Here is a 23476-nt window from a genome sequence, read left to right on the forward strand (position 1 = left end):
TAAGAAAGTGTGCTGAACCCCGTTGTGCAACGTTCTTGCTTATGGATTTAAATACCCTGGATGTTCAACAGGCCCGCATCAAGCAGATCCTGTTTAAATCGCAGCTACGCTCGGTGCTCTATGGCGTGCGCGAAGCCGACGATGGGATGTTTGCGGTGCAGAGCAATGCTTTGGGCCAGTGGATCGACACCGCGGTGAAGCCCCGCTACCCTGGACGCCCCGAAGTACGCGAGGCTGAGCGTCTGCTGCAGCACCTGCTCACCAGCGGCCGGTCCTTGGCCGAACTATACCGTCGCGGCCAGATAGAGGAAGCCCGGCGCGGCATGATTCAGATCGAGCGGATTGGTGAGCAACTGGTGGCCCAGTTAGAAAAGCTCAGCACCAGCTCCGCGCCATTGTCGAAGGTTGCGTAAGCTCCGCTACAGGCAATTGGCGCTAGGTAGTAGTTGTCCACCTGAGCTTATTGACTGCGCATTGCCTGACTTAAAAGACGCTTAGCAGTTCGCTAGCGGCTGGCGGGCGACGCTTTCGCTTGGGGTGGTTCGCTACCTTTACTGCCTTACCCTGAATACCCATTCATGATCCGTACTGTCATCTTCGACATGGACGGCGTACTCGTTGACACCGAGCCGCTGCACCACGCTGCTTTTTTCCGCCACTTTGCTGAGCTGGGCATTCCGATGACGGCGGAGAAATACGCCAGCTTTCTGGGGGCCTCCACGCGCAACGTCTACCAGCAGCTTAAGCAGGAATTCAACCTCGAAGGCGACGTAGAAACGCTGATGCTGCGGAAGCGGGAGCTGTTCGGTACTTCCTTCGATGCCTCTACGGAGCTGGAACTGCTGCCCGGCGCGCGGGAGCTGGTGCTGGATGTGCACCGCCAAGGCGTACCGCTGCAACTGGCTTCATCGGCTTCCAAGGAAACGATTCACCGCGTGTTCCGACGTTTTGAGCTGTATTCGTACTTCCAGAACCTGGTGAGCGGTGAAGATTTCCCGCGCTCAAAGCCCGACCCGGCCATTTTCCTCCACGCTGCCAAGCTGGCCGGCGTGCCGCCGCAGGAGTGCGTGGTGATAGAAGACTCCGCCAACGGCGTATCAGCCGCCAAGGCAGCCGGCATGTACTGCATCGGCTACAGCAGCGAACATTCCACGGGCCAGGACCTGAGCCACGCCGACCGCGTAGTGTCGCACTTGGGGCAGCTCAGTGCAGCGGACCTGCTGGCTTTCTAAGATAGGATGTAGGTGCCTGCGTAAATACGCCACTGAACCTCAGCGCAGCTAACGATGTATGGCCCATCGTTAACTGCGCTGAGGTTCGTTTTCTGAGGTTATTTGTAAAGGATTGTATCTCCCGCAGAGCGTGCAAAGATTGATAAACAAGTTGTTGCGCCCGCACGCAAAACAAATGTCGCGGCTTACCGGCGCACCCTGCCAATCCTTTGTCGGCGCTTGCGTATCGGTAGTGTAACGTATCCGCTGCATGACCTTCCGCCCGCTGAACCTGCCCGAACTGGGTTTGCTCATCTTCCTGCTGCGCGGCAAGCCCGACGCCGAGCGGCTGTTGCCGCAGCTGCACGCCGCTGAAATTGTGGAGCTGACTGCCAACGGCATTGGTAGTCTGCGGTTTATCAATCACATGCCCAGCCGCCATCTGGGCCAACGAATCGCCGCGACGCAGTTTCTCGACGAAGACGGCGTGCCGGTGTTGGTGGCCCTGTACTTGGATCAGGAAGGCGAGCTGTACGAGTTGGATTGCTGGAAAGCTGACGACTCCCTTATCCAGCGCATTCCGGCTTTTTAAGCGTCCAGAACTATTTAAGCGGGTTGTGCACGATCCAAGTTGCGGGTCACCGCCAAGGCGGATTCTCTTAGACGAGGGACTAGCCCTAACCTCCAATCCTAAGCCGTTGCGCTACTCGTGTTACTGGCACTGTTCCTTGCGGCGCGTGTCGATGATGTAGGCAATCTTCCACCCCTCGGCTAGCTTCACCAGCTGAAAGGAGTTGTAGCCGCAGTGGCTGAATTTGTCGCTGACGTAGAATTGGTAAGGAGTCCAGACGCTGGCCAGGTCGGCATCGATGAGCACCTGCTCGAACTTGATGCGTTCGTCGTACACACCTTGGTGCGGCGTGCCGAGGGCTTTCACCACCTCCCGCACGTTTTCGGTGCGTACCTGCACCACGCCGTTGCGGTTGGCAATGGTTTGGAGGATGGCCGTAGGCGCAAGCGTGCTCCGCACCATGGTGCTATCGGTTTTGCGCATGCCCTCGAAGAAGGTATTGATGGTCTTCTTAACAGCTTCGGTTTCGGCAGCCGAGGCTGTGCTTTTTTGAGCCGAAGCGCTGGCCGAGACGAGTAGCAGAGCGGGGAGTAGCAGGTGTTTCATAGAGACAAAGGCTTGATACAGGCATAGGTGCAAAACCGCTTCCCAGAGTTGCAGCAGCGGCTTTAGGCCCTGAAAAAAGATGAAATTCTAGACGGAATTTGGGGCATGTAGGGGTAACTATCTGGGCGTGGAGGCTGTTGTGTATGCAGTGATGGGTAGCGCACTACGTCCCGAGGTTTGCTACCTTCGTTTATTCAGCCGCCTTTCATTTCTTGTCCTATGCGTACCAAAGGTTTGTTTGATTTCGGCCCCGTGTTTGGCTATTTCTTCCGTAAGAAAGATGCCAACCGTCATACCAATTTCAACCTGCGCACCATGCACACCATCAATAAGATTTCGATGTTGATGTTCTTGGCAGGCTTGATCTTCATGCTTTTCAAGTTCGTCATCCTGCGCTAAGCAGGGCCGAACTTCGCCCATATTACAAGCCCGCTGCCGGTATCCGGTAGCGGGCTTGTGCGTTGCAGCACGCCCTGTAAAGCCTGCGCTACATTGTTCTGCGCCGGGGCGTATCTTGCCGCTATGAACATCGAAGAATTCCGCGACTACTGCCTTGCCAAGCCCGGCACTACGGAGGAAACGCCCTTCGGCCCCGACAACCTCGTGTTCAAAGTCGGCGGCAAGATGTACGCCCTCATCGACATCGAAACCTACCGCTCGGCCAACCTCAAGTGCGACCCGGAGCGCGCTGTGCAGCTACGCGAGCAGTACGACTACGTGCTGCCCGGCTACCACATGAACAAAAAGCACTGGAACACGGTGCTCATCGGCACGGGCATCACGGTGCGGCAGCTGCAGGATCTCATTGATCATTCCTACGACCTCGTGCGGGCCTCGCTCCCGAAGGCCGTGCAGGCCGAATTAAGCTAGGCTATACTAACGCTCCGTGTCATCCTGAGCAAGGTGAAGGACCTTCCATCAAGCAACGAAAAGATGCTTTTGACTCGTCCAGGTGAGATAAGATCCTGCGCCTTGCTCAGGATACACTCTAAACAATAAGAAAGCCCGCCGGTCCGGAACCAGCGGGCTTTATGCATTAAAAGGTCGCGGTGAGTTATACTACCACGTTCACCATACGGCCGGGCACCACGATGACCTTCTTGGCCGGCTTGCCCTCCGCAAAGCGGGCCAGAATATCGGTAGCGCGTACCGCCTCCTCGATTTCGGCAGCCGTGGCCGTGGCCGCGAACTGCATCTGCTCGCGCACCTTGCCGTTGATGGCCACCGGGTAGTTCACGGTGTCTTCCACCAAGTACTCCTCGTTGAACTCAGGGAAGGGGGCAGTGCTAAGCGAACCGGCCGGGTGGCCGAGTTGCTCCCATAGCTCCTCTGCTAGGTGCGGGGCGTAGGGCGAGATAAGCACCACCAGCGGCTCCAGAATGGCGCGCTTGCGGCAGTTCAGCGCCGTCAGCTCGTTCACGCAAATCATGAAGGTGCTGACGGAAGTATTGAACGAGAAACGCTCGATGTCTTCCTGCGCCTTCCGAATGGCCTTGTGCAGGGCTTTCAGCTCGGCCGGCGAGGCGGCTTCATCGGTTACAGCCCAGTCGCGGTCTTCGGGGAAGTACAGGCGCCAGAGCTTCTTGAGGAAGCCCGAAACGCCCGTCATGCCCTGCGTGTTCCAGGGCTTGAACTGCTCCAGCGGCCCAAGGAACATCTCGTGCAGGCGCAGCGCGTCAGCTCCGTAGCGCTCAATCAGCGTGTCGGGGTTTACCACGTTGTACTTCGACTTCGACATTTTCTCGATTTCGACGCCGCACACGTAGGTGCCGTTGTCTTCGAGAATGAACTCAGCACCAGCGAAATCTTCGCGCCACTGCTTGAAAGCTTCGAGGTCGAGCACGTCGTCCTCTACAATGTTCACGTCCACGTGCAGGCCCGTGGTATCGTAGTCCTTGCGCTTGGAGGCAGTCACGAATTTATTGGTACCGTTGATGCGGTACACGAAGTTTGAGCGGCCCAAGATCATGCCCTGGTTGATGAGCTTCTGGAAGGGCTCATCGGTGGTCACCAAGCCGTAATCCTTCAAAAACAGGTGCCAGAAGCGGGAGTAGAGCAGGTGGCCGGTGGCATGCTCGGCGCCGCCCATGTACAGGTCCACGTTCTGCCAGTACTGCTCGGCTTCTTCGCCCACGAAACGCTCGTCGTTTTTGGGGTCCATGTAGCGCAGGTAGTACCACGAGGAGCCAGCCCAGCCGGGCATGGTGCTCAGCTCGAACTCAAACTGTCCGCGGTACTTCCAGTCCTTGGCGCGGCCCAGCGGCGGCTCACCGGTTTCAGTAGGCTTGTACTCATCGATTTCGGGCAACACCAGCGGCAAGTCCTGCTCGGCCATGCCGAAGGCCATACCGTCGCGGTAGTAGATCGGAATTGGCTCGCCCCAGTAGCGCTGGCGGCCGAAGATGGCATCGCGCAGGCGGTAGTTTACCTTGCCCGTACCGATGCTCATTTCCTCCAAGCGCGCAATGGCTGCCTTGATGGCGGGCTTTACTTCGAGGCCATTAAGGAAATCGGAGTTCATGATGCGGCCTTCCTTGGCGGCGTAGGCTTCGCCAGCTTCCTCATCATATCCTTCCACTACGGGCACGATGGGCAGCGAGAAGTGTCGGGCGAAAGCGAAGTCGCGGGTGTCGTGGGCGGGTACGGCCATCACCACGCCGGTACCGTAGCCGGCCAGCACGTAATCGGCTACCCAAATGGGCAGCGGCTCCTGCGTGAAAGGGTGCAGAGCGTAAGAGCCCGTGAAGGCGCCCGTGATGGTCTTCACGTCGGCCATCCGGTCGCGCTCCGAGCGGTTTTTGGCCCACTCTACGTACTTCTCCACCTCGGCGCGCTGCGCATCGGTGGTAAGAGTAGCCAGCAGCTCCGACTCCGGTGCCACGGCCATGTACGTCACGCCGAATAGGGTATCGGGGCGGGTGGTGAACACCGACAGCGGCAGCTCCGGATGGTTTTGTACCTCGAAGCGCACCTCAGCACCTACCGAGCGGCCAATCCAGTTGCGCTGCATTTCCTTTACAGCCTCGGGCCAGTCGATGTGGTCGAGGCCGTCGAGCAGGCGTTGGGCATAGGCAGTGATGCGCAGGTTCCACTGCGGCATGAGGCGGCGCTCCACAGGGTAGCCGCCGCGCTCCGAAACCCCGTCTTTCACCTCGTCGTTCGACAGCACCGTGCCCAGCTGCGGGCACCAGTTTACGTACGTTTCGCTTTGGTAGGCAAGGCGGTAGGGGTGCACAGCGGCGATGCGCTGGGCCTCCGACATCATCTGCCACTGGCCGGCCGAGAAGTCGTGGCGCTCGTCCTCGTCGCAGGCGGCACGCACGCCGGCGCTGCCGCTTTCCGCAAATTTATCCTGCAGGGTGCGGATGCTTTCGGCGCGGTTGGTATCGAGGTTGTACCACGAGTTGAACAGCTTCAGGAAGATCCACTGCGTCCACTTGTAGTAGTCGGGATTCGAGGTGCGGATTTCGCGCGACCAGTCGTAGCTGAAGCCCAGCGCCGAAAGCTGCTCGATGTAGCGGGCAATGTTCTCGCGGGTGGTCTTTTCGGGGTGCTGCCCGGTCTGGATGGCGTACTGCTCAGCGGGCAGCCCGAAGGAGTCGAAGCCCATGGGGTGCAGCACGTTGAAGCCGCGGTGGCGCTTGTAGCGCGACACGATATCGGAGGCGATGTAACCCAGCGGGTGCCCCACGTGCAGCCCGGCCCCGGAGGGGTAGGGGAACATGTCGAGCACGTAGTACTTGGGCTTATCAGAATGGTTTTCGGCGCGGAAGGTCTGGTTTTGTTGCCAGAAATTCTGCCACTTCTGCTCTATCTCCTGCGGTCGGTAGCCGGGCATATCGTCGGGGCTGGAATGCGAACTAATTGAGCCGGCGAAAATACGCGGAAATGGCGGCAAGGCCGCAAGGGAGCGGGAAAGAACAAGCTTCCGGCCTCAGCTGAGGAAAAGAGTTCGTGCTTACGCTACCCAGCGGTGCGTGAGGCGCACTAGCTCATCGATATCCTTGATGGGCCCGCGGTAGAGCACGTCGGGACTGTACACGTCGCCCGAGGATAGCTCAATTTCGCCGTCGGTGCCTTCGGGCAGGAACACGCGAAGGGAGCCCGTGGGCGTCATGCGTACATAAAGACTGCCGCGGCCATACGTCGTCCCGGCGGGCACGTAGTCGGCATACAGAAAACCGGCTTTTTCCAATTCGTCGTGCGTCATCAGGAGCAGCATAAATTAGATGGGCTCGGATACTTTCAGGTCGCGTAATCAGCGTCTGAATCAGCCACTGGTGCTACGGCACAGTCTGCCAGTAGCTGATGCTAAGGTACGTCGGTCCGGAGTTGGACTAAACCATAAGAATTACTGAATCTAGCGTGCGTGAACTACTGAATTGTACGTTTTGTAGGAGGGCGGAAAAACCGATGGGCAGCAGGTGGGTATAAACCCAAGCGCTAAAATCAGTACTCGCCCCCGGCTAAAACCCGTAGTAATGCTGCCGTTCCAGGATTATGCCTGCCGCACCTTTGTAGCGAGCAGGCCGCCCGTCAAATGCGGCAACTAGGCGCGACTTCAGGTGTGGTGTCGCGCCGTGACGGGTGGTCTGCTCTTTTTTATTGCCCGAGCGTGAGCGGTAGCGGATTTTGCCCGTCCCAAGTACCCTCAGTGCGCAGCACCTGAAAGCGCGCAAACATCTCCTCCGAGTACCATTTTTCCTGCCGCGTGCGCCGAATCACGTCTTTGTGCCGGCCCTCGTGCTGCTGCCCGTATGCGTATTGACGCATCTCGGCGGCCGTGCGCCACACGCTGAAAGTGGCTTGCCGGATGATGGGCAACTCGCCCAGCCCGATGGCCGCCAGCAGGCCCGGAGCCTGCGCTACGCTACGGCTTACTGGTGGCACCGCCCGCCAGAAACTCCAGGAGCGCGACAGCCTAATGCTGGCCCGCGTGAGTACGGCCACCGGCGCGTCGGCGGGGGCGTCGGCTTTGGGAGCGTAGGCGAATGCGTTTTCGCCATCCCAGAGTCCGTGGCCCTGCAGCGGTAACAAATCAGCGGTCCAAAGCTCCGTACTCCGCTGCCGGTACTGCTGCCAGTGCGCATCATGAGTGAAGAAGTGTTGGGCAGCAGCGGCATTGTCCCACACGGCCATAAAGCCGTAGCGGTGCAGGTTGGGGCGCAGGCCGAAATCGAAGCCGGAACCGAGCAGTTTGGCAAAGCGCAGGCCGGGCACCTGTTGCAGCTTTGGCGGCAGCACGCCCATTTGGGCCAGGGCCCAGCGACGGTATCTCGACTGCAGCGTGATGATGCTCAGCGTGGTGAGGGGCTGATCCAACGGGAGGATAAATGATGAGTAAGCGGAAACGAGTAGGCAAGTAGGGCAAGGCCTTTAGGCTAACCTATACCTACAACAAAAAGGGAGAGAATTAGCTTCTCTCCCTTTCCGGACGGCTCCGGCTGAGCGTCTTTGCAAAAGTGCTTATTTGGGATTGACCTTGGTGTGCTCGTCGCCGGTGGGCTGGTACCGTTCGCCGGTAGCCACGGCCTTCACGTAGCCAAAAGCGTGCACCAGCGCGTTGCTGGGCTGGTCCCAGTATTCGCCGCGGTCGATGTCGACGCGCAGCAGAGCAATGTTGGGGTCGTCGGAGCCTTGGGGAAACCAGGTGCGGAGGCCCTCGTTCCAAAGCTCTTTGATTTTGGCGCGGTCGGTCACAATGCTGGCGCGGCCCGTGATGCTCACGTACAAGTTGTCATTGGGCTTGGAGTAGCCGAGGTTGATGTGACGGTCCTGCTGTACTTCGTCAATTTTAGGCGAATCCCGCTCAGTAAAAAACCACAGGGTGCCGTCCTCTTCAGGCTCGTGGGTATACATAGGCCGCGAATGCAGCGAGCCGTCGGGCTCTACAGTGGTCATCATTGCAATTTTGATGTCCTTGATACGCTCCACGAGTTTGGAAACGTCGTGGCTTACGGCAACTTTTTCGGCCATGGGTTCAGGTGTTTTGGAGTTCGTCAGATTGGAAGGAGTACTTGCCTTACGCGCCGAATGCGTACGAGGTTAGCTCGCCGGGCCACCCGCCCGCGTTCCTATCCTTGCACCAACTACCTTACCGCCGTGAATTTTCTGGCCCACTTGCTGCTCTCCGGCCCCGACGACGATCTGATCGTCGGCAACTTCGCCGCCGAAGCCGTGCGCGGCCGTGCCGCCGTGGCTGCCTACCCGCCCGTCGTGCAGCGCGGCATCCGCTTGCACCGCCTCATCGATAGCTTTACCGATGAGCACCCGGTGGTGCGCCGTAGTACTGCCCGCCTGCGCGAAGCCGGCCTGGGGAAGTGGGCCGGGGTGGTGGCCGATATGGGCTACGACCACCTACTGGCCCGGGACTTCCACCGCTACCACTACCGGCCCGAAGAGTCGTTGGCTGCTTTCAGTCAGCGTATGTACGCCATCCTGCACGCGCGCCGCACCGAGCTACCGGAGCGGTTGCAGCACATGTTTCAGTACATGCGGCAACACGATTGGCTAACGGGCTACGCCCAACAGGAAGGGCTGGAGCGGGCCTTGCACGGACTGAGCCGGCGTGTGCCAAGCGGCGCAATCTTGGCTACGGGTGCAGCAGCCTTTCTAGCAAAGCTGCCGGCATACCAAGAAGACTTCGAGGAATTCTGGCCAGAGCTGCGCGACCAAATACTAGCCTTTAGAAACTAACGACGATGGCGAATTCGAATCCTGAGCTCATGGCAGTACGCGACTTGATCGTGCAGCAAGCGAAGCATTTTCTGACAGAAATAGGCCAGTTCTACCCCTTAGGAGCTGTAATGAAGGCCGATGGGGCGGCAGTGCCCTTAGGTGCTGCTGATGAGGAAGATCAACCGGAGCCTTTGGCTGTGCTGTCCTTGTTGGAGAAAGAAATCCGAGAGCAACTTGCTTCAGGGCAGGCCAAAGTCGGCGGCACCGGAGTGGACATACGCCTCCGCTTCTCAGCCGACACCCCGCCCACAGATGCCCTGCACATCCGGCTACTGCGCCACGACGGTTTCGCCATCGATTATTTCATGACGTACCGATTGGCAGAAGACCGGTTGATTTGCGACCCTTTGTTTGAGGATGAAGGCTCCTTTACGTTAGGCTAAAGCATTGCCAATGCATCTGATGCAGTGCCTCTGCACGCCGGCTCCCGCTACTTCTTCATCGTCAGTGCCGGGTCCACCGCTTTCTTGTCAATGGAGGTATTGTGGCCGTCGATAATGAGCCAGCGGCCCTGACGTTTTTCCATCAGCATGGTCATCACGCCCGTGGAAGCGTCGCTCATATCCTTGCCATCGGGCATTACCCAGCCCGTAAGTTCCCAGCGGTGCCGCACCAGGGCCAGGTCCGGCCGTAACATCCGGACGTCGGCCTGCACCACGCGGTGCGTGGTTTTGTTAAACATCATGTTCATAAAAATGTCCAGCGCGTACTTGTGCTCGTTCACATTGTGCCACCACATTCCCACTACGTTCACCCACTGAGCCTCCGGCGTGAAGTAGCTGAAGTATTTGTTGGTATCGTGCTGGTTCCAGGCTTCCACCGTGCCTGTCAGGACCTGGCGAATGGCCTTTTCTTCGGCGGCTGAAGCGGGTGCTTGCGCCAAGGCAGGAGCGGCGAGCGGCAAGGCGACCAGCCAGGGGAGTAGCTTCTTCATAATGCTTCATCGGTTAGGTTGATGACGCCAAAGTAGAAGCCAGCAGCAGGGAGAAATAGTAAAAAAACGACGTCAGAAAGGATTGCCGGCAAGGAGCTTCAGCGGTGCGGCTGCCTCCTGGCGCAGCAGCGCGGAGGGCGTCACGGCGGCAAAAAGCTTGAAGTCTTTGATCAGGTGCATCTGATCGTAATAACCGCACTGAAATATGATGTCCTGCCAATCGAGCTGCGGGTTCTGGTCCTTTAGGCGGTAAGCTTGGGCGAAGCGGGCTACGCGCATCAGTAGCTTGGGACTCATGCCGATGCGCTCCATAAACTTGCGTTCGAGCTGCCGGGAACTGAGGTTGGCTTCGCGGGCCAGTACGTCCAAGGACCACGGGTGGCCGGGGCGTTGCAGCAGCAGGCCGGCTACCTGATCCACGGCGTGTGCTGGGGCGCGCAGGGAGGCTACTCTGGTGAGCAGAAAATCTTCCACCACCGCAATCATGCGCGAATAGTCCTCTGTTTCGCGTAACTGCTCGTTGACGCGCTGAATGTCGCGACCGGCCAGTTCGCCGCTGTCCACCGAGTCATCGAGCAGCTCGTGCATGGGCAGGCGAAACAGCCGGAACAGCGCGCCGGGCTTGAAGCCGACTTTGATGGTCAGCTGATCGAAGCCCATGGTGAGATTCACGCGTGCCACTTGCGGGCCGACAATGATGCTGGCCGGACTGGTGCGTTGCCGGGCGTGGGCGTAGCTGAACACGTCCACTGTGTCGCGGGCGTAGAAGTAGAGGCATTGCTCCGGATTGGCCGGGAAAGGCTTCATTACACGCGGCTGGCGCGGGTCGAGCTGCACATGCATGAGCATGTAATTGCTCACAAAGGGTTGTAGAGCTGGCGCCGGCCGGTAAAACTGGCAGAAAGGAGTGCTCATGCGCCGAGTAGGAATCCGTTCACCAGTAAGGTAAAGATTACTGCTCGGGGAATGCGTCCCAGCCAAACAAAAAACGGGGCCCTGGGGCCCCGTTCCTTATTCTTAGCTAAGCAAGCTGGCTTAGTGGTGATGCCCGCCTTCGCCGTGTACGTGGCCGTGGTCGAGCTCCTCGCGGGTAGCTTCGCGTACGTCCACCACTTTGCCGTCGAAGTGCATGGTCATGCCAGCCAACGGGTGGTTGAAGTCCATCTGCACGGTATCGTTGCCAACGAACACTACTTTGCCTTGCATGTGGTTACCCTGGTTGTCGGACATGGGCAGGAAGTTGCCGGGCTGCAGCATTTCGCTGTCAATCTGGCCGTCGATTTCGAAAATCTGCTTGGGCAGGTCTACCAGCGCGTTTTGGTCGTATTCGCCGTAGCCTTGCTCGGGCGAGAGGGTGAAGCTGAACGAGTCGCCGGCCTGCTTGCCGGTGAGCTGCTGCTCAAACTCCTCGGGCAGGCCGCTCATACCGAACAGAAACACCATGGGGCTGTCGGCTTCGGCCTTTTCCACGAGCGTCTTTTCCTGCTCGTCGTTGGTTATGCTCAGGTCGTAGGTGATGGTGACGACCTTCTGATCGGCAATCTGCATTGGAAATGGGGAAAAGGGTGAAGCGCAGCCGCGCCGGTTGCGCCGGACTGCGCGGGCAAAGAAAGGAACTTTGGGCTGAACGAAGCGGCGCCAGCCGCCCCGGCCTTGCATAACCTGTACGCAGGCGGGCCCGTTAGGTCACATGTAAGTATAGAAATGTTGCCGCATATGTCGATTCATTCCCGGGTATTATTGCCCAATTTTCGGGGCCGGGCAGCCTTTGCTGCCGGCTGCGCGCTGGTTATGCTGGCCAGCTGCGATTCCAACAAAGAATCCCGCCGAACCGACGTCGATGCCGTGAACTCCACGGCGGCCGACACCACTGCCGCCGGCGCTACTACCACCAGCCAAACCAAGCTGTTGCACTCCCTGGAAGGGCGGTACAACACGCCCGATGGCCTCGCGCTGGCTCCCAATGGTCGCATCATCCTGTCGGTGCCCAATCTGGCCGATAACAGCTCGCCCGGCGAGTGGGATATGCCCGACAACGACAAAGGCAGCGCCGTGATGCAATAAGGCCCGGTGCGGCTGAAGCCCACAACCATAGACCCGCACGTGCTGGCCACGTTCACTACCAAGGTAAACGAAACCGGCTTGGATACCGGCGTCAATGGCATGAACTACGACAGCCAAGGCCGTCTGTACACCGGCGTATTCGGCGATGGTAGGCTCTACCGGCTCGCGCTGAAGACTGATGGCAGCCTGGCCCAGAAAAAGGTAGTGACAACTATCGGCAAGTAGATTCCCTGCATCGACGGCCTCGTCATCGACCGCGGAACCGACCGGCTCTAACTCGCCAACTCGCGTCAGAATACCATCGAGATAATCGACCTGAAAACGAATCAGACCACCACGCTGGCTCATAATGGCGATACTGATGGCGCGGGCGGCTTACTGGATCAGCGGGCCGAAGTGTGCAAGCGCGGCAACCGGCTTTACGTCGTGAATTTCGACAAACCTGATAAGAACTTCGTGAACACCAAGTCCGACGCGCCGCATACAGTGTCGGTGCTGTATTTGTAATTGCCTATCCCGAAGCAGCGCCTACAAACTAGCTGTCATCCTGACGAAGGAAGGACCTTGTCACGCTAGAACAAGTCGTTGATACGACAGTCATTCAGCGGTGATAAGGTCCTTCCTTCGTCAGGATGACAGCTGGAAAAGAGTTTTGCCTACTCCTGAAACTCCCAGGCGGTGCGGTACGCCCCGATATCCTCCACGTAATTCACGAACTCGCGGTAGAACGGATGGGAGCTGAGCGTGGCCGAGTCGCCGGTCAGCAGCAGCTTGCGGCGGGCGCGCGTCATGCCCACGTTCATGCGGCGGATGTCGGAGAGGAAGCCGATATCCGAAGCCGCGTTGGAGCGGGTGAGCGTAATGGCGATGATGTCGCGCTCCTGGCCCTGGAAAGCGTCCACGGTGCCGATGGTGAGCTGGCGCTTGGTCATCAGGTCGTTGAGTTCGGGCATTTCCTCCACGCGGTCCTTGAGGTAGTTGATCTGGGCCCGATAGGGAGCAATAACGCCGATGCTCAGTGGGGCTTGCTCGTGGTCGTCGGGGTGGTAGTCCTGCAGCAGCTCCGAGAGTCGGCGCAGCAGCAGGTCGGCTTCCTCGGGGTTGGCCACCGAGGGCGAGTCTAGGATGCCCAGCTCGGAGTAGCCGCAACCGGCTGTGTCGATGAACTCCACGGCGCCCGGCTCGGGCGGGAAGCGTAGGTCGTAGGCGTGCAAATCAGCGCGGCGCACGCGCTCATCGGCCACGAGCTTCCCGCCGTAGAACTGGTCCGATGAAAAACGCATAATGTCCTCGTGCATGCGGTACTGCACCTGCAGCATCTTGGCCGTGTCGGGCTGGCGCGTGATGCACTTCTCGAACAGCGTTTCGCGCAGGCCCTGCGCGGCCGCTTTCTCGCTCTTGACGGTGGGCGGCAGCTGGCAATGGTCGCCGGCCAGCACTACGCGGTCAGCCTTGGTTATCGGAATCCAGCAGCCCGGTTCCAAAGCCTGTGCAGCTTCGTCGATAAACACCGTTTCGTAAGTGAGGTGACGAATGGCGCGATTGGCCGAGCCCACCAGCGTGCAGGTAATCACCTGCACCTTCTCCAGCAGGTCCTCGGTGATGTACTTTTCGAGCTGATCCGACTCCTGCAACAGCATGTGCGCCTGTTCCTTCAGGGCCTGGCGCTGCTGTTTTTCCTCCCAGCCGTACTGGCGCTTGTACTGCCCGGCCTGCTGCCGGTACTGCTCGGCAGTTTGGCGCAGACTGCGCATTTCGGGATAGTGCTTATGCGTCATGATCTGCGCATCGAGCGTGTGCTCGAGCAGCAGATCCGACACCCGAGAAGGGTTACCCATCCGGATGACGTTGACACCGCGCTCAGCCAGCTTCTCGGTGAGCAAATCCACGGCCGTGTTCGAGGGGGCGCACACCAGCACGCGCCGCTCGCGGCGGATGGTTTCCAAGATAGCCTGCACCAGGGTGGTGGTTTTGCCGGTGCCAGGCGGGCCGTGGATGATGGCTACGTCCTTGGCGGCCAGCACGTGCTGCACGGCGGCCAATTGCGAGGGGTTGAGCGGGTTGGGGTAATAGAGCTTTTCGGCTTCGGCCTCCGACTTATACTCGGCCGGGCGGTGGCCCAGCAGCGTGTCGCGCAGCTCGGCGAGGCGGCCGAAGGCGCCCTGCACTTTCTGCAGCGCGTACTCCATCTCGCGGTAACTGACCTCATCGAAGGTCAGGTCGATGCCCAGCTTTCCGCCTTCGTCGACCCAGTCGGGCAGGTCCTCCTTGTTGGTGGCCAGCGTGATTTTGTTGCGGCGCACGCTCGTCACCACGCCCGAGAGCATGGGGCGGTCGGAGCCGGCGCGGCCGGGGATGTTGCCGAAAAGCGCGGCGTTTTTGCCCACCTGAAACAGGTGCAGCTGCTGGCTCTGGCCCGCGGGGCGCTCCAGCTCCAGCACCAGCTTGCCGCCGAAGCCGATGTCTTCCTTGGTAATCTTAATGGGGTACCACGTGAGGCCGCGGTGCACGCGCTCCGAAATCGTGCTTTTGGCGTTGCGGATGCGGAATTGCTCGAGGTCCTCCTTCTGCTCCAGCTTCATTAAGCCTTGCACGCGGCGGAGTTCGTCGTAGATGGGTTCGAGAGCGGGGGTATGGGGGGTAGCTTCAGCCAAGCTTCTATGTCAGCAAAGGTGTAAACCGGATCAACAAGTATTGAACGGTAAAGGTGCGGACGAAGGTCGGGGAGAAATGGGGAATGATCCGCGAGAGAATGTTGCGATTAGAGGCAGAACGATTACTTCGCGCTGTTCATCTATGTTTCAATTCATGGTGGTGAAAAATCTATTTCCCAGTGCAAGTCTGATACTTCTGCTCCTAGTGTCTTGCAAAAGCACCAGTAAGGTCCAAAGAACCTCTACAGCAGTGTCTTCGTCGTGCCCGATTTACTCAACGAGCACCCCTGCCCAAGCCGATTTCCCCGAATTCGCGGCATGGTTCAGCGACTTTGAGCGCGCCAACGCTTTAACAGAGGTGATGCTCATTAGTGTAACGGGAGGAAAGCCGGACAAGCTCTTTGCTACTCGATTGTGCATTGAAGAATCGAGTAGCTACTGTATGACGCGGAACCACAGGGGTGATGTGGATACAGTAAGGCTGGCAGATGACAAAGGTGTTAAGAACCTAATCAATGCGCTTGGCGCCGGCCACTATGTGGGAGCGGATATGAGTCCGACTGGGCACGGGACTATACAGTTGCTCAAGGTAAAACGCCGGGGTGAGGTCGTATTCAGTTGTTTGTTACCTAAGGACTGCTTCTTTGCCTTGGCCGGGATAGAGCAGCAGAAACTGCGCAGTGCTTACGAGTTGTCATTGTTGATAAAAAGCTATCAGTCAACAGGTAAACAATAGCTTTGAATCACTGCCGCATCGTCGCCGTAGTGGCCGCTGAAGCAATCAGCGGCAGGGAAGCATGCTTCTGTGTTTTGCCGAGGAGCTAGCACAATAACGAAGCGCAACAGTGCCGCGTAATCGTACGCTACGGCAGCTGGCGAAGTCGGCTGCCACCGTCCCCAAATCCACACCAAAACCCTCCTGCGCATGCCAAACCACACTACCCAAACACCGGTCGGTGACGTGGCCGAGGCGCTTCCGCCGCTCGAAACCATTACGCTTACCATTAACGGGGCCCAAACCACGCTGCAAGTGGCGCCCTGGACCACCTTGCTCGATCTGCTGCGCGAACGGCTGGACCTCACCGGCACCAAAAAAGGCTGCGACCATGGCCAGTGCGGCGCCTGCACGGTACTCGTCGATGGCCGCCGCATCAATAGTTGTCTATCCCTGGCCGTGATGCAGGACGGCAAGGAAATCACCACCATCGAGGGCCTGGCCAACGGCGGCGAGCTACACCCGTTGCAGGCCGCTTTCATCGAGCACGATGCCTACCAGTGCGGCTACTGCACGCCGGGCCAGATCTGCTCGGCCGTGGGCATGATCAAGGAAGGTAAGGTCAAGACCAAAGAAGACATCAAGGAGCTGATGAGCGGCAACATCTGCCGTTGCGGGGCCTACACCAACATTGTGGCGGCCATTGAGGAAGTGCTGAAGCAGAAGTGAGTATTGAGTAGGGCGCGGCCGATGCTTGCCGCACTCATGCTGGTTGCTGGCTCAATTCGACATACTCAATACTAACTACTGACCGATGAACAGCTTTACTTATTTCCGCGCCGACGGTACCGAAGCGGCCGTGCGTGAAAAATCAGCGCAGGAGGCTACCAAATTCATTGCGGGCGGCACCAATCTGCTCGACCTGATGAAGGAAAACGTGGAGCGGCCCTCGCGCCTCGTCGACATTACCCGGCTGCCGCTCCAGACCATCGAGGAAATGCCCGAAGGCGGACTGCGTCTCGGCGCCCTCGTCACCAATGCCGATACGGCCTACCACCCGCTGGTGGAGCAGCGCTATCCGTTGCTGTCGAAAGCTATTCTGGCCGGGGCTTCGGCGCAGCTGCGCAACATGGCCACCAACGGCGGCAACCTCATGCAACGCACCCGCTGCTACTATTTCTACGACACGGCCACGCCCTGCAACAAGCGCGAGCCGGGCTCGGGCTGCTCGGCCATCAACGGCATCAACCGCATTCACGCCATCCTGGGGCAGAGCGAGTACTGCATTGCCACGCACCCCTCGGATATGTGCGTGGCGCTGGCCGCGCTGGGCGCTACGGTACACGTGGAGGGCAAGGAAGGCAAGCGCGCCATTCCGTTCGAAGACTTTCACCGCCTGCCCGGCTATCGGCCCGAAAAAGACAACACGCTGCGCCCCGATGAGCTGATAACGGCCATTGAGCTGCCTGCCGCGCACGCCGAGGGCTTTGCCAAGCACTGCGCCTACGTGAAGCTGCGCGACCGGCAATCCTACGCCTTCGCGCTGGTGTCCATAGCAGCGGCGCTGGATATGGATGGCGACACTATTCGGGAAGCACGCTTTGCGCTGGGCGGCGTGGCGCACAAGCCCTGGCGGAATCAGGAAGCCGAAGCGCTGCTGCGCGGGCAAAAAGCCACGGAAGCTAACTTTCGGCTGGCTGCCGAGAAGGTGGTGCGCGAAGCCAGGGGCTACGAGCACAACGAGTTCAAGATCGAACTGGTCCGCCGCGTGGTGGTGCGGGCCTTTATGGAAGCTGCAGGAATGTAGTGCTTGGCGCACCGGGCTGGGTTTACCGCTCATACTGGCCAGCTGCCGCAGCCAGGAGGGGAAGCCGGCCCCGTGCGTCGCTTGAGAGAATCAGTGGGAAAACGAAGGCACGAACACGGAAGCACTACACACCAATGAGCACCAATCACGTAGGAAAACCGATCAGCCGCGTCGATGGGCGGGCCAAAGTAACGGGCGAGGCGAAGTACGCCGGCGAGTTTAACGTGCCCAACCTGACCTATGGCGTGGTGGTGTCGAGCGCCATTGCGCGGGGCAAAATCACCCGCATCGATGCCTCGCAGGCCTTGGCCGTGGCGGGCGTGCTACAGGTCTTCAGCCACGAAAACGTACCCAGCCTGGCCTGGCTCAACCGCAGCTACAAAGACGACGACGCGCCCAAGGGCAAGCACTTCCGGCCCTTGCAGCGGCCCGAAATCCAGTTCAGCCAGCAGCCCATTGCCCTGGTAGTGGCCGAAAGCTTTGAAGTAGCCCGCTACGCCGCCTCGCTGGTGCGGGTGCAGTACAAGGTGGCCAAGCACGAAACCGACCTGGAACTGAAGCGCACCGACAACTACGCCGCGCCCAAAGGCAAGAGCGGCTACGAAGTGCCCAAGTCGCGCGGCAACGCCGACAAGGCCTTCAAGAAAGCCGAAGTAAAGTTTGAGGCCGAGTACGCGCACCCCGTGGAGCACCACAACCCCATGGAGCTGTTCACGACCACCGTCGACCTGCAGGACGACGGCAAGATGGTCATCTACGACAAAACCCAGGGCGTATTCAACAGCCAACAGTACATCCAGAGCGTGTTTGGCCTGTCGAAGGACGAGGCGCGGGTGGTGTCGCCGTTTGTGGGCGGGGGCTTCGGCTCGGGGCTGAGGCCGCAGTACCAGCTGTACCTGGCGGTGCTGGCCGCGCAGGAGCTGCGCCGCTCGGTGCGCGTCACGCTTACGCGCCAGCAGATGTTTTCGTTCGGCCATCGGCCCAATGCCCTGCAGACCGTGGCGCTGGGCGCTACCCCCGCGGGACAGCTGCAGGCCATCAAGCACAAGACCCTGTGCGAAACCTCGCAGTTTGAGGCCTACACCGAAAAAATCGTAAACTGGTCGGGCATGCTCTATCAGTGCGACGACGTGAAGCTGGAGCACTGGCTGGCCGGATTGGATTTCTTCACCCCACTCGACATGCGCGCCCCCGGCGCCGCCACTGGCTTGTTTGCGCTGGAATCGGCCATGGATGAGCTGGCCTTCCGCACCGGCGTCGACCCCGTAGAGCTGCGGCTGAAGAATTACTCCGAACGCGACCAGCAGAAAGACCTGCCGTACTCCAGCAAGGAGCTGCGCCAGTGCTACCGCGAAGGCGCCGAACGCTTCGGCTGGCACCAGCGCAACCCCCGGCCACGCGCCACGCGCCGCGGGCACACGTTGATCGGGCAGGGCATGGCCACCGGCGTCTGGGACTCCGAGCAAAACAAGGCCGCCGCCCGCGCCGTGCTCACGCCCGATGGCCGCCTGCTGGTGGGCAGTGGCACGGCCGATATCGGCACCGGCACCTACACCATCATGACGCAGATTGCGGCCGAAACGCTGGGCCTGCCCCTGGATCAGGTCACCTTCCGGCTCGGCGACACGGCCCTGCCGGAAGCACCCTTCCAAGGCGGTTCCCAAACGGCCGCCACCGTGGGCACGGCCGTCAAGAACGTGTGCGAGGCCGTGGGCAAGCAACTGCTGAAGCTGGCCAAGAAAATGCCCAATTCGCCCGTCGCCGGCCTCGATTTCGACGAAGTCATCTTCACCGACGGCCACCTGCACCCCAAGAACGACTACACCCACAAGGTGGCCATCCGCGACGTGATGCGCCACGCCGAGGTGAGCGTGATAGAGGAGGAAAGCACCGGCCTGCCCAACCTCGGCAAGCAGCAGCTTTACTCGCGGCACGTGCACTCGGCCGTGTTTGTGGAGGTGGAAGTAGATGAGGACTACGGCACGGTGCGCGTCACGCGGGTGGTCAGCGCCATTGCCGGCGGCCGCATCCTCAACCCCAAAACCGCCCGCAGCCAGATTCTCGGCGCCGTGGTGTGGGGCATCAGCATGGCCCTGCACGAAGAGTCTATGGTGGACCAGCCCTACGGCCGCTTCATGAACCACAACTTGGCCGAATACCACGTCTCCGTCAACGCCGACGTGCCCGACATCGACGTCATCTTCGTGGCCGAGCACGACGATATCGTGAACCCGCTGGGGGCGAAGGGCTTGGGCGAAATCGGCATTCTGGGCGTGTCGGCCGCCATTGCCAATGCCGTGTTCCACGCCACCGGCAAACGCGTGCGCGACCTGCCGATTACGTTGGATAAGGTGATGTAGCTGATGCTGCTGTGGCTACAAAAGAGACGCCCCGGAACCGTGAGGTTCCGGGGCGTTTTTGGGTTTTGTATTGATGAGTTACGTACGACGGACGGCGTACGTTGAAGCATTGGCGATGTGGCGGTATTCTGTGTTAAGTCTGCCTGGTGCCGCTGCTAATTAAAGATACAAAAGCTCATTGTTTATTCTGTTGCCCGGCGTTATTCGTCTGCCGAAACTAAAACTTAATAGCGAACAAAAAGCTGAAAATTTATTCGTCGCCCCGCCATATTGCCAATGTAATGTTAGCGGCTGTATTAATCAATAGTCGCTTTTCTCGTAGTCAATTATCACTCTGTCAATAATGGGTTTGAGAATTGAAACCCACCTCTGAATATCACTCCTGTCAAAGTAAATAAACCAGATGTCACTTGAATTATTGTATTCAACGTTGTACTTCTCAAACTTTTTGTTATACCACTTCTGTATGTCATCCGACATTGTGAATATGAAGTGTGACTTTGGTGGTCTGGTTAATTTTTCCTTTATTTCGTTTTCAGTTGTTCTGATATTGGCAAGTTCGCTTTGTGTCAAAAAGTATGTAATTCTGTGTCTATGTAAACCGTGTCCAATTTCTGCACTGTTTCCAATTTGGGTCTCTACAATAAATTTAGACCCTGCATATTGGTCAAAGCCATCTTGGGAACATTGAAACCAAATAATAAAATAGTGGCTTTTTAATTTTTTATAAAAGCTAAGCATTCCGCTTTTCGTCTTTTTAAAACCATTCGATTTTAATTCCGGAAAAACGATGCTATTTATTTCTTTATAAACCTCTGTTGATTTCATTCACTGCGATTGGTTGTCTGTTGCAGAGTGGTGTCGCAATATAGCCGCTAACATTTCACGGCTTTGAGATGTGGTGGCATCCGTGTTCCGTTAGTTTAAATTTATTACTAAAGTTTAATAGTATTACAATCGCTCAGCACTTATTTATCAGCTACCATAGTGCAAAGCCGATGTTAAGTGCTGTATTTATTTCTCCAATCATTGGGCACGTCTAACCATATCGCAGGTGTCATCCAATTATTGTCAAAAAAATATACAGTCTTATCAGAGAAAGAAATTGTCTTATTCTCAATAGTATTTACAGTCTCTTTAATGATGCTGTCATTATCAGTGTCTGTCGAAAACTTTAAGTCGTCAACATTTACAGGAATTTCAGAAAACCATCCGTCATAGAACACACTTCTGGGTCCACCAAGTCCATGGTGATTTTCGTTGTTGTCAACACACCATTCCCACCAACTTATGCTGTCGATTTTAAAACCGTAAGTCACTAGGTCAGAAACGAAGTCTTTGTAATTATTACGTGAAACAATGATGTCAATATAGCCGTGTCCAACTGGCTGTGCTTTGTGTCTTTCTAGTAGGTTGTCTAATACAGATTTGTCCATGAGGGTGTATCGAAATATAGCGCCTAACATCTAGGTTGCCGTCATTGACAACCTCACGCAATGTCGGCAATCATCCTTAATGCGTAATCCAATGGCGGCAATCATACCAAAGGTGGTATGATTGCCGCCATTGGGCTTTTGGCTACTTAACCCTTATGTTTGGCAGCAACACCTAATCTCTGGTCCTCATAGTCGCCTTCGTTCAATCCTCGATAGCCTCGATGCCCTGTTGCTTAAGTTGCTCTAGGTGCTACTGCATGACTTGAAGCTGTCCGGGGGCGTGGCCCTGCTAGTCCGTGACCTCACCCATGACCCGCAGCGGGCTGCGGGAGCGGTACGACTTGGTAAGGTTGCCAGGGAATTTCTTCGGTCAGGTTGGGGTCGTCTTCGATGGGGCCGGTAGGCTCTAGCGGTAGATGCGGCCGGGGCCTTCGCCCAGGGCCAACTCGGCGCCCCAGATGGCGGCGCCCAGGGTGGCGGTGAGGTAAACGTAGGCGGCTTTCCTGCGCTGGCCGTAGTTGGAGCTGAAGCCGGATTCGATCAAGTCGCCGGGTTGCAGGTTGGCCTTGGTGCCGTGGTAGTGGGGGCGTCGGTAGAGGCCATTGGTTGGTCTTGGCTGCGGTGTTGATGGTCAAGTTATGCCTGCTTCTGGTCCGGAGCCGCTGTAGATAATCAACAATTTGCGTCTCGCGTTGGGCGGCCGGCGTGAGATAACCTTACCTGTACCAGAACGTCCTGCTGAGCTTGCCGAAGCATCTCAACCGCTTCGTCCACAAACTTATTTCTTGGGTGAATTTCTAGGCATAAAGAAGTAGCCGTAGATGCCTAGGAGCAGTGGAGTGAAGACGAAGAGGCTGCTTATCCAAGTCAGGTCTTCGTACATGAATAGGCACAACAGTGCCAACACAATAGCTCCAATGAAGCTTATTGTTCGCCAAGCAAATGACTTATGGCTAAGCAACAGCACCAAAAAACCTATCTATGTACAATCCTGCTGCTGGATTACTAAATACCCAAAGGCCGAATTCAATTGGTGACGTCTAGTTCAGCAGTAACGGAGTAAGCATAGCGCAGAGCAACTGAGATTCAATGCAAGGTTTACCTTACAAAGGTGCTTGACTCCGACGAAGCGGTAGAGATGCTTCGACTGCGCTCAGCATGACGGCATAATCAACTCCAACGATTTCAGATAAAGTGGCTAAGTCTTAACCACTGCCGCTACATCGCGCCCCTGAATGGCCGCGGCCATCAGCTCCGGAAACTTGTCGGGCGTGCAGGCGAAGGAGGGGATTCCCAGCGCCGCGAGCTTCTCGGCCACGCTGCGGTCGAAGCTGGGCGCGCCTTCGTCGCTGAGGGCCAGCAGCACCACCACGGTCACGCCGGCGGCTTGCAGGGCGGCGGCGCGCTTGATCATTTCCGTGGGGCTGCCGCCTTCGTACAAGTCGCTGATGAGGACCAGGATGGTATCGGTGGGGCGGGTGATGAGCTGCTGGCAGTAGGTGAGGGCCAGGTTGATATCGGTACCGCCACCGAGCTGGATACCGAAGAGCAGGTCCACGGGGTCCTGTAGGTCCTGCGTGAGGTCGGCTACGGCGGTGTCAAACACCACCATGTGCGTGCGCACGGCCCGGATGGAAGCTAGCACCGCCCCAAATACGCCCGCGTACACCACCGAGGAGGCCATGGAGCCGCTCTGGTCCACGCACAGCACGATTTCCTTGAGCGCCTGTCCGCGCCGGCCGTAGCCCACCAGCTTTTCGGGAATGATGGTGCGGTGCGTGGGCTGGTAGTGCTTCAGGTTGGCCCGGATGGTAGCCGCCCAGTTGATTTCGCGGTAGCGCGGGCGCGGGTTGCGCACGGCCCTGCTTAGAGCGCCGGTCACGGCCTGACGGAGCGGGTTGGCGAGGCGCTGCTCCAACTCGCGCACCACTTGCTGCACCACTTCGCGGGCGGTGTGTTTCACCTTGCCCGGCATCACGCGGCCCAATGACATGAGCAGACCCACCAGGTGCACATCAGGCTGCACGGTGCGCAGTACTTCGGGCTCCAGCAGCAGCTGCTGCAGGCCGAGGCGGTCCATGGCATCGCGCTGCATCACGGCCACTACGGAGGAAGGAAAGTACTGCCGGATGTCGCCTAGCCAGCGCGTGACGCGGGGCGAGGAAGCCCCAAGGCCACCGCGGCGCTCGGACTTGTCCTGGTCGTAGAGAGCGGTGAGCACGTCGTCCATGCGGCCGTAGTCGGGCGACAGGGGTACTTCGTTGGCGGCATCGGCCGGCGAGCCGAGGACGAGTTTCCAGCGGGCGGTGTTGCTCATGAGTAAGCCTCGCGTCGGCCGTTCGGGAGCCGCGCAAGGCAAAAGAACGAAGCTTTTGCCGGG

25 protein-coding genes and 1 pseudogene are annotated in these 23476 nt (G+C 58.4%); 13 read left to right on the forward strand and 13 right to left on the reverse strand.

Annotation, left to right across the window (positions count from 1 at the left end):
- The first annotated feature begins 41 nt into the window (after positions 1-41).
- From AC5FXY_RS10200 to AC5FXY_RS10210, 3 genes are all read left to right on the forward strand, one after another.
- Positions 42-413, forward strand: coding sequence for a hypothetical protein (locus AC5FXY_RS10200; RefSeq protein ID WP_493556566.1), 372 nt, complete (start codon positions 42-44; stop codon positions 411-413).
- Positions 414-578: 165 nt separating this feature from the next.
- Positions 579-1232, forward strand: coding sequence for an HAD family hydrolase (locus tag AC5FXY_RS10205; protein ID WP_493556567.1), 654 nt, complete (start codon positions 579-581; stop codon positions 1230-1232).
- 250 nt (positions 1233-1482) lie between these two features.
- Complete coding sequence (locus AC5FXY_RS10210; protein ID WP_493556568.1) at positions 1483-1803, forward strand: DUF6984 family protein; 321 nt, start codon at positions 1483-1485, stop codon at positions 1801-1803.
- A 120-nt stretch (positions 1804-1923) separates the two neighbouring features.
- Here the strand turns inward: AC5FXY_RS10210 and AC5FXY_RS10215 are convergent, their stop codons facing one another.
- The gene (locus tag AC5FXY_RS10215; protein WP_493556569.1) at positions 1924-2388 is read right to left on the reverse strand and encodes a nuclear transport factor 2 family protein; all 465 of its coding nucleotides are present in this window, start codon (positions 2386-2388) and stop codon (positions 1924-1926) included.
- 219 nt (positions 2389-2607) lie between these two features.
- On the opposite strand from AC5FXY_RS10215, the gene AC5FXY_RS10220 reads away from it, so the two are divergent.
- Together AC5FXY_RS10220 and AC5FXY_RS10225 are read left to right on the forward strand one after the other, a co-directional pair.
- Complete coding sequence (locus AC5FXY_RS10220; protein ID WP_493556570.1) at positions 2608-2787, forward strand: DUF6728 family protein; 180 nt, start codon at positions 2608-2610, stop codon at positions 2785-2787.
- 123 nt (positions 2788-2910) lie between these two features.
- Entirely contained in the window at positions 2911-3258 is a 348-nt protein-coding gene (locus AC5FXY_RS10225; RefSeq protein WP_493556571.1) for an MmcQ/YjbR family DNA-binding protein, read from the forward strand.
- A gap of 184 nt (positions 3259-3442) precedes the next feature.
- Here the strand turns inward: AC5FXY_RS10225 and leuS are convergent, their stop codons facing one another.
- From leuS to AC5FXY_RS10245, 4 genes are all read right to left on the reverse strand, one after another.
- Positions 3443-6226 carry a leucine--tRNA ligase gene (leuS, locus tag AC5FXY_RS10230; RefSeq protein ID WP_493556572.1) on the reverse strand — a complete coding sequence of 928 codons (2784 nt, stop codon included), beginning with the start codon at positions 6224-6226 and terminating at the stop codon, positions 3443-3445.
- A 120-nt stretch (positions 6227-6346) separates the two neighbouring features.
- Positions 6347-6610 carry a hypothetical protein gene (locus AC5FXY_RS10235; protein WP_493556573.1) on the reverse strand — a complete coding sequence of 88 codons (264 nt, stop codon included), beginning with the start codon at positions 6608-6610 and terminating at the stop codon, positions 6347-6349.
- 380 nt (positions 6611-6990) lie between these two features.
- Positions 6991-7710, reverse strand: coding sequence for a spheroidene monooxygenase (locus AC5FXY_RS10240; protein ID WP_493556574.1), 720 nt, complete (start codon positions 7708-7710; stop codon positions 6991-6993).
- A gap of 144 nt (positions 7711-7854) precedes the next feature.
- Positions 7855-8364: a pyridoxamine 5'-phosphate oxidase family protein gene (locus AC5FXY_RS10245; RefSeq protein ID WP_493556575.1), complete on the reverse strand. Its 510-nt coding sequence runs from the start codon at positions 8362-8364 to the stop codon at positions 7855-7857.
- Positions 8365-8490: 126 nt separating this feature from the next.
- Here AC5FXY_RS10245 and AC5FXY_RS10250 point away from each other — a divergent pair, with 126 nt between their 5' ends.
- Positions 8491-9084, forward strand: a complete 594-nt coding sequence (locus tag AC5FXY_RS10250) for an acyl carrier protein phosphodiesterase (RefSeq protein ID WP_493556576.1) — start codon at positions 8491-8493, stop codon at positions 9082-9084.
- Positions 9085-9113: 29 nt separating this feature from the next.
- Positions 9114-9509, forward strand: coding sequence for a hypothetical protein (locus AC5FXY_RS10255; protein WP_493556577.1), 396 nt, complete (start codon positions 9114-9116; stop codon positions 9507-9509).
- 47 nt (positions 9510-9556) lie between these two features.
- Here AC5FXY_RS10255 and AC5FXY_RS10260 read toward each other — a convergent pair whose 3' ends face one another.
- The 3 genes from AC5FXY_RS10260 to AC5FXY_RS10270 form a co-directional block, all read right to left on the reverse strand.
- Complete coding sequence (locus AC5FXY_RS10260) at positions 9557-10060, reverse strand: SgcJ/EcaC family oxidoreductase (protein WP_493556578.1); 504 nt, start codon at positions 10058-10060, stop codon at positions 9557-9559.
- 72 nt (positions 10061-10132) lie between these two features.
- Positions 10133-10975 carry an AraC family transcriptional regulator gene (locus AC5FXY_RS10265; protein WP_493556579.1) on the reverse strand — a complete coding sequence of 281 codons (843 nt, stop codon included), beginning with the start codon at positions 10973-10975 and terminating at the stop codon, positions 10133-10135.
- A gap of 120 nt (positions 10976-11095) precedes the next feature.
- Positions 11096-11608, reverse strand: coding sequence for an FKBP-type peptidyl-prolyl cis-trans isomerase (locus AC5FXY_RS10270; RefSeq protein ID WP_493556580.1), 513 nt, complete (start codon positions 11606-11608; stop codon positions 11096-11098).
- A 168-nt stretch (positions 11609-11776) separates the two neighbouring features.
- On the opposite strand from AC5FXY_RS10270, the gene AC5FXY_RS10275 reads away from it, so the two are divergent.
- A complete protein-coding gene (locus tag AC5FXY_RS10275) occupies positions 11777-12124 on the forward strand; it encodes a hypothetical protein (RefSeq protein WP_493556581.1) in 348 nt (115 codons plus the stop codon).
- 39 nt (positions 12125-12163) lie between these two features.
- The gene (locus AC5FXY_RS10280) at positions 12164-12349 is read left to right on the forward strand and encodes a hypothetical protein (RefSeq protein WP_493556582.1); all 186 of its coding nucleotides are present in this window, start codon (positions 12164-12166) and stop codon (positions 12347-12349) included.
- A 431-nt stretch (positions 12350-12780) separates the two neighbouring features.
- On the opposite strand, the gene AC5FXY_RS10285 is transcribed toward AC5FXY_RS10280, so the two are convergent.
- Positions 12781-14778: an AAA domain-containing protein gene (locus AC5FXY_RS10285; protein WP_493556583.1), complete on the reverse strand. Its 1998-nt coding sequence runs from the start codon at positions 14776-14778 to the stop codon at positions 12781-12783.
- Positions 14779-14920: 142 nt separating this feature from the next.
- Between AC5FXY_RS10285 and AC5FXY_RS10290 the strand changes: the two genes are divergently transcribed.
- The 4 genes from AC5FXY_RS10290 (at position 14921) to AC5FXY_RS10305 (ending at position 19660) form a co-directional block, all read left to right on the forward strand.
- The gene (locus AC5FXY_RS10290) at positions 14921-15514 is read left to right on the forward strand and encodes a hypothetical protein (protein WP_493556584.1); all 594 of its coding nucleotides are present in this window, start codon (positions 14921-14923) and stop codon (positions 15512-15514) included.
- Positions 15515-15703: 189 nt separating this feature from the next.
- Positions 15704-16222, forward strand: a complete 519-nt coding sequence (locus tag AC5FXY_RS10295) for a (2Fe-2S)-binding protein (RefSeq protein WP_493556585.1) — start codon at positions 15704-15706, stop codon at positions 16220-16222.
- A gap of 85 nt (positions 16223-16307) precedes the next feature.
- On the forward strand, positions 16308-17300 hold the full coding sequence (locus AC5FXY_RS10300; protein ID WP_493556586.1) for an FAD binding domain-containing protein: 993 nt from the start codon (positions 16308-16310) through the stop codon (positions 17298-17300).
- A 134-nt stretch (positions 17301-17434) separates the two neighbouring features.
- Positions 17435-19660 carry a xanthine dehydrogenase family protein molybdopterin-binding subunit gene (locus tag AC5FXY_RS10305; protein WP_493556587.1) on the forward strand — a complete coding sequence of 742 codons (2226 nt, stop codon included), beginning with the start codon at positions 17435-17437 and terminating at the stop codon, positions 19658-19660.
- A 300-nt stretch (positions 19661-19960) separates the two neighbouring features.
- Here the strand turns inward: AC5FXY_RS10305 and AC5FXY_RS10310 are convergent, their stop codons facing one another.
- From AC5FXY_RS10310 to AC5FXY_RS10325, 4 genes and pseudogenes are all read right to left on the reverse strand, one after another.
- Positions 19961-20488: a hypothetical protein gene (locus AC5FXY_RS10310; RefSeq protein ID WP_493556588.1), complete on the reverse strand. Its 528-nt coding sequence runs from the start codon at positions 20486-20488 to the stop codon at positions 19961-19963.
- A gap of 173 nt (positions 20489-20661) precedes the next feature.
- Positions 20662-21096 carry a hypothetical protein gene (locus AC5FXY_RS10315; RefSeq protein ID WP_493556589.1) on the reverse strand — a complete coding sequence of 145 codons (435 nt, stop codon included), beginning with the start codon at positions 21094-21096 and terminating at the stop codon, positions 20662-20664.
- Between the two features lie 289 nt (positions 21097-21385).
- A pseudogene (locus AC5FXY_RS10320) lies at positions 21386-21667 on the reverse strand (NAD(+)--rifampin ADP-ribosyltransferase); the annotation flags it as partial.
- A 627-nt stretch (positions 21668-22294) separates the two neighbouring features.
- The gene (locus AC5FXY_RS10325; protein WP_493556590.1) at positions 22295-23413 is read right to left on the reverse strand and encodes a VWA domain-containing protein; all 1119 of its coding nucleotides are present in this window, start codon (positions 23411-23413) and stop codon (positions 22295-22297) included.
- Positions 23414-23476: the final 63 nt, after the last annotated feature.

This window comes from Hymenobacter sp. FMD4 (assembly GCF_058932745.1).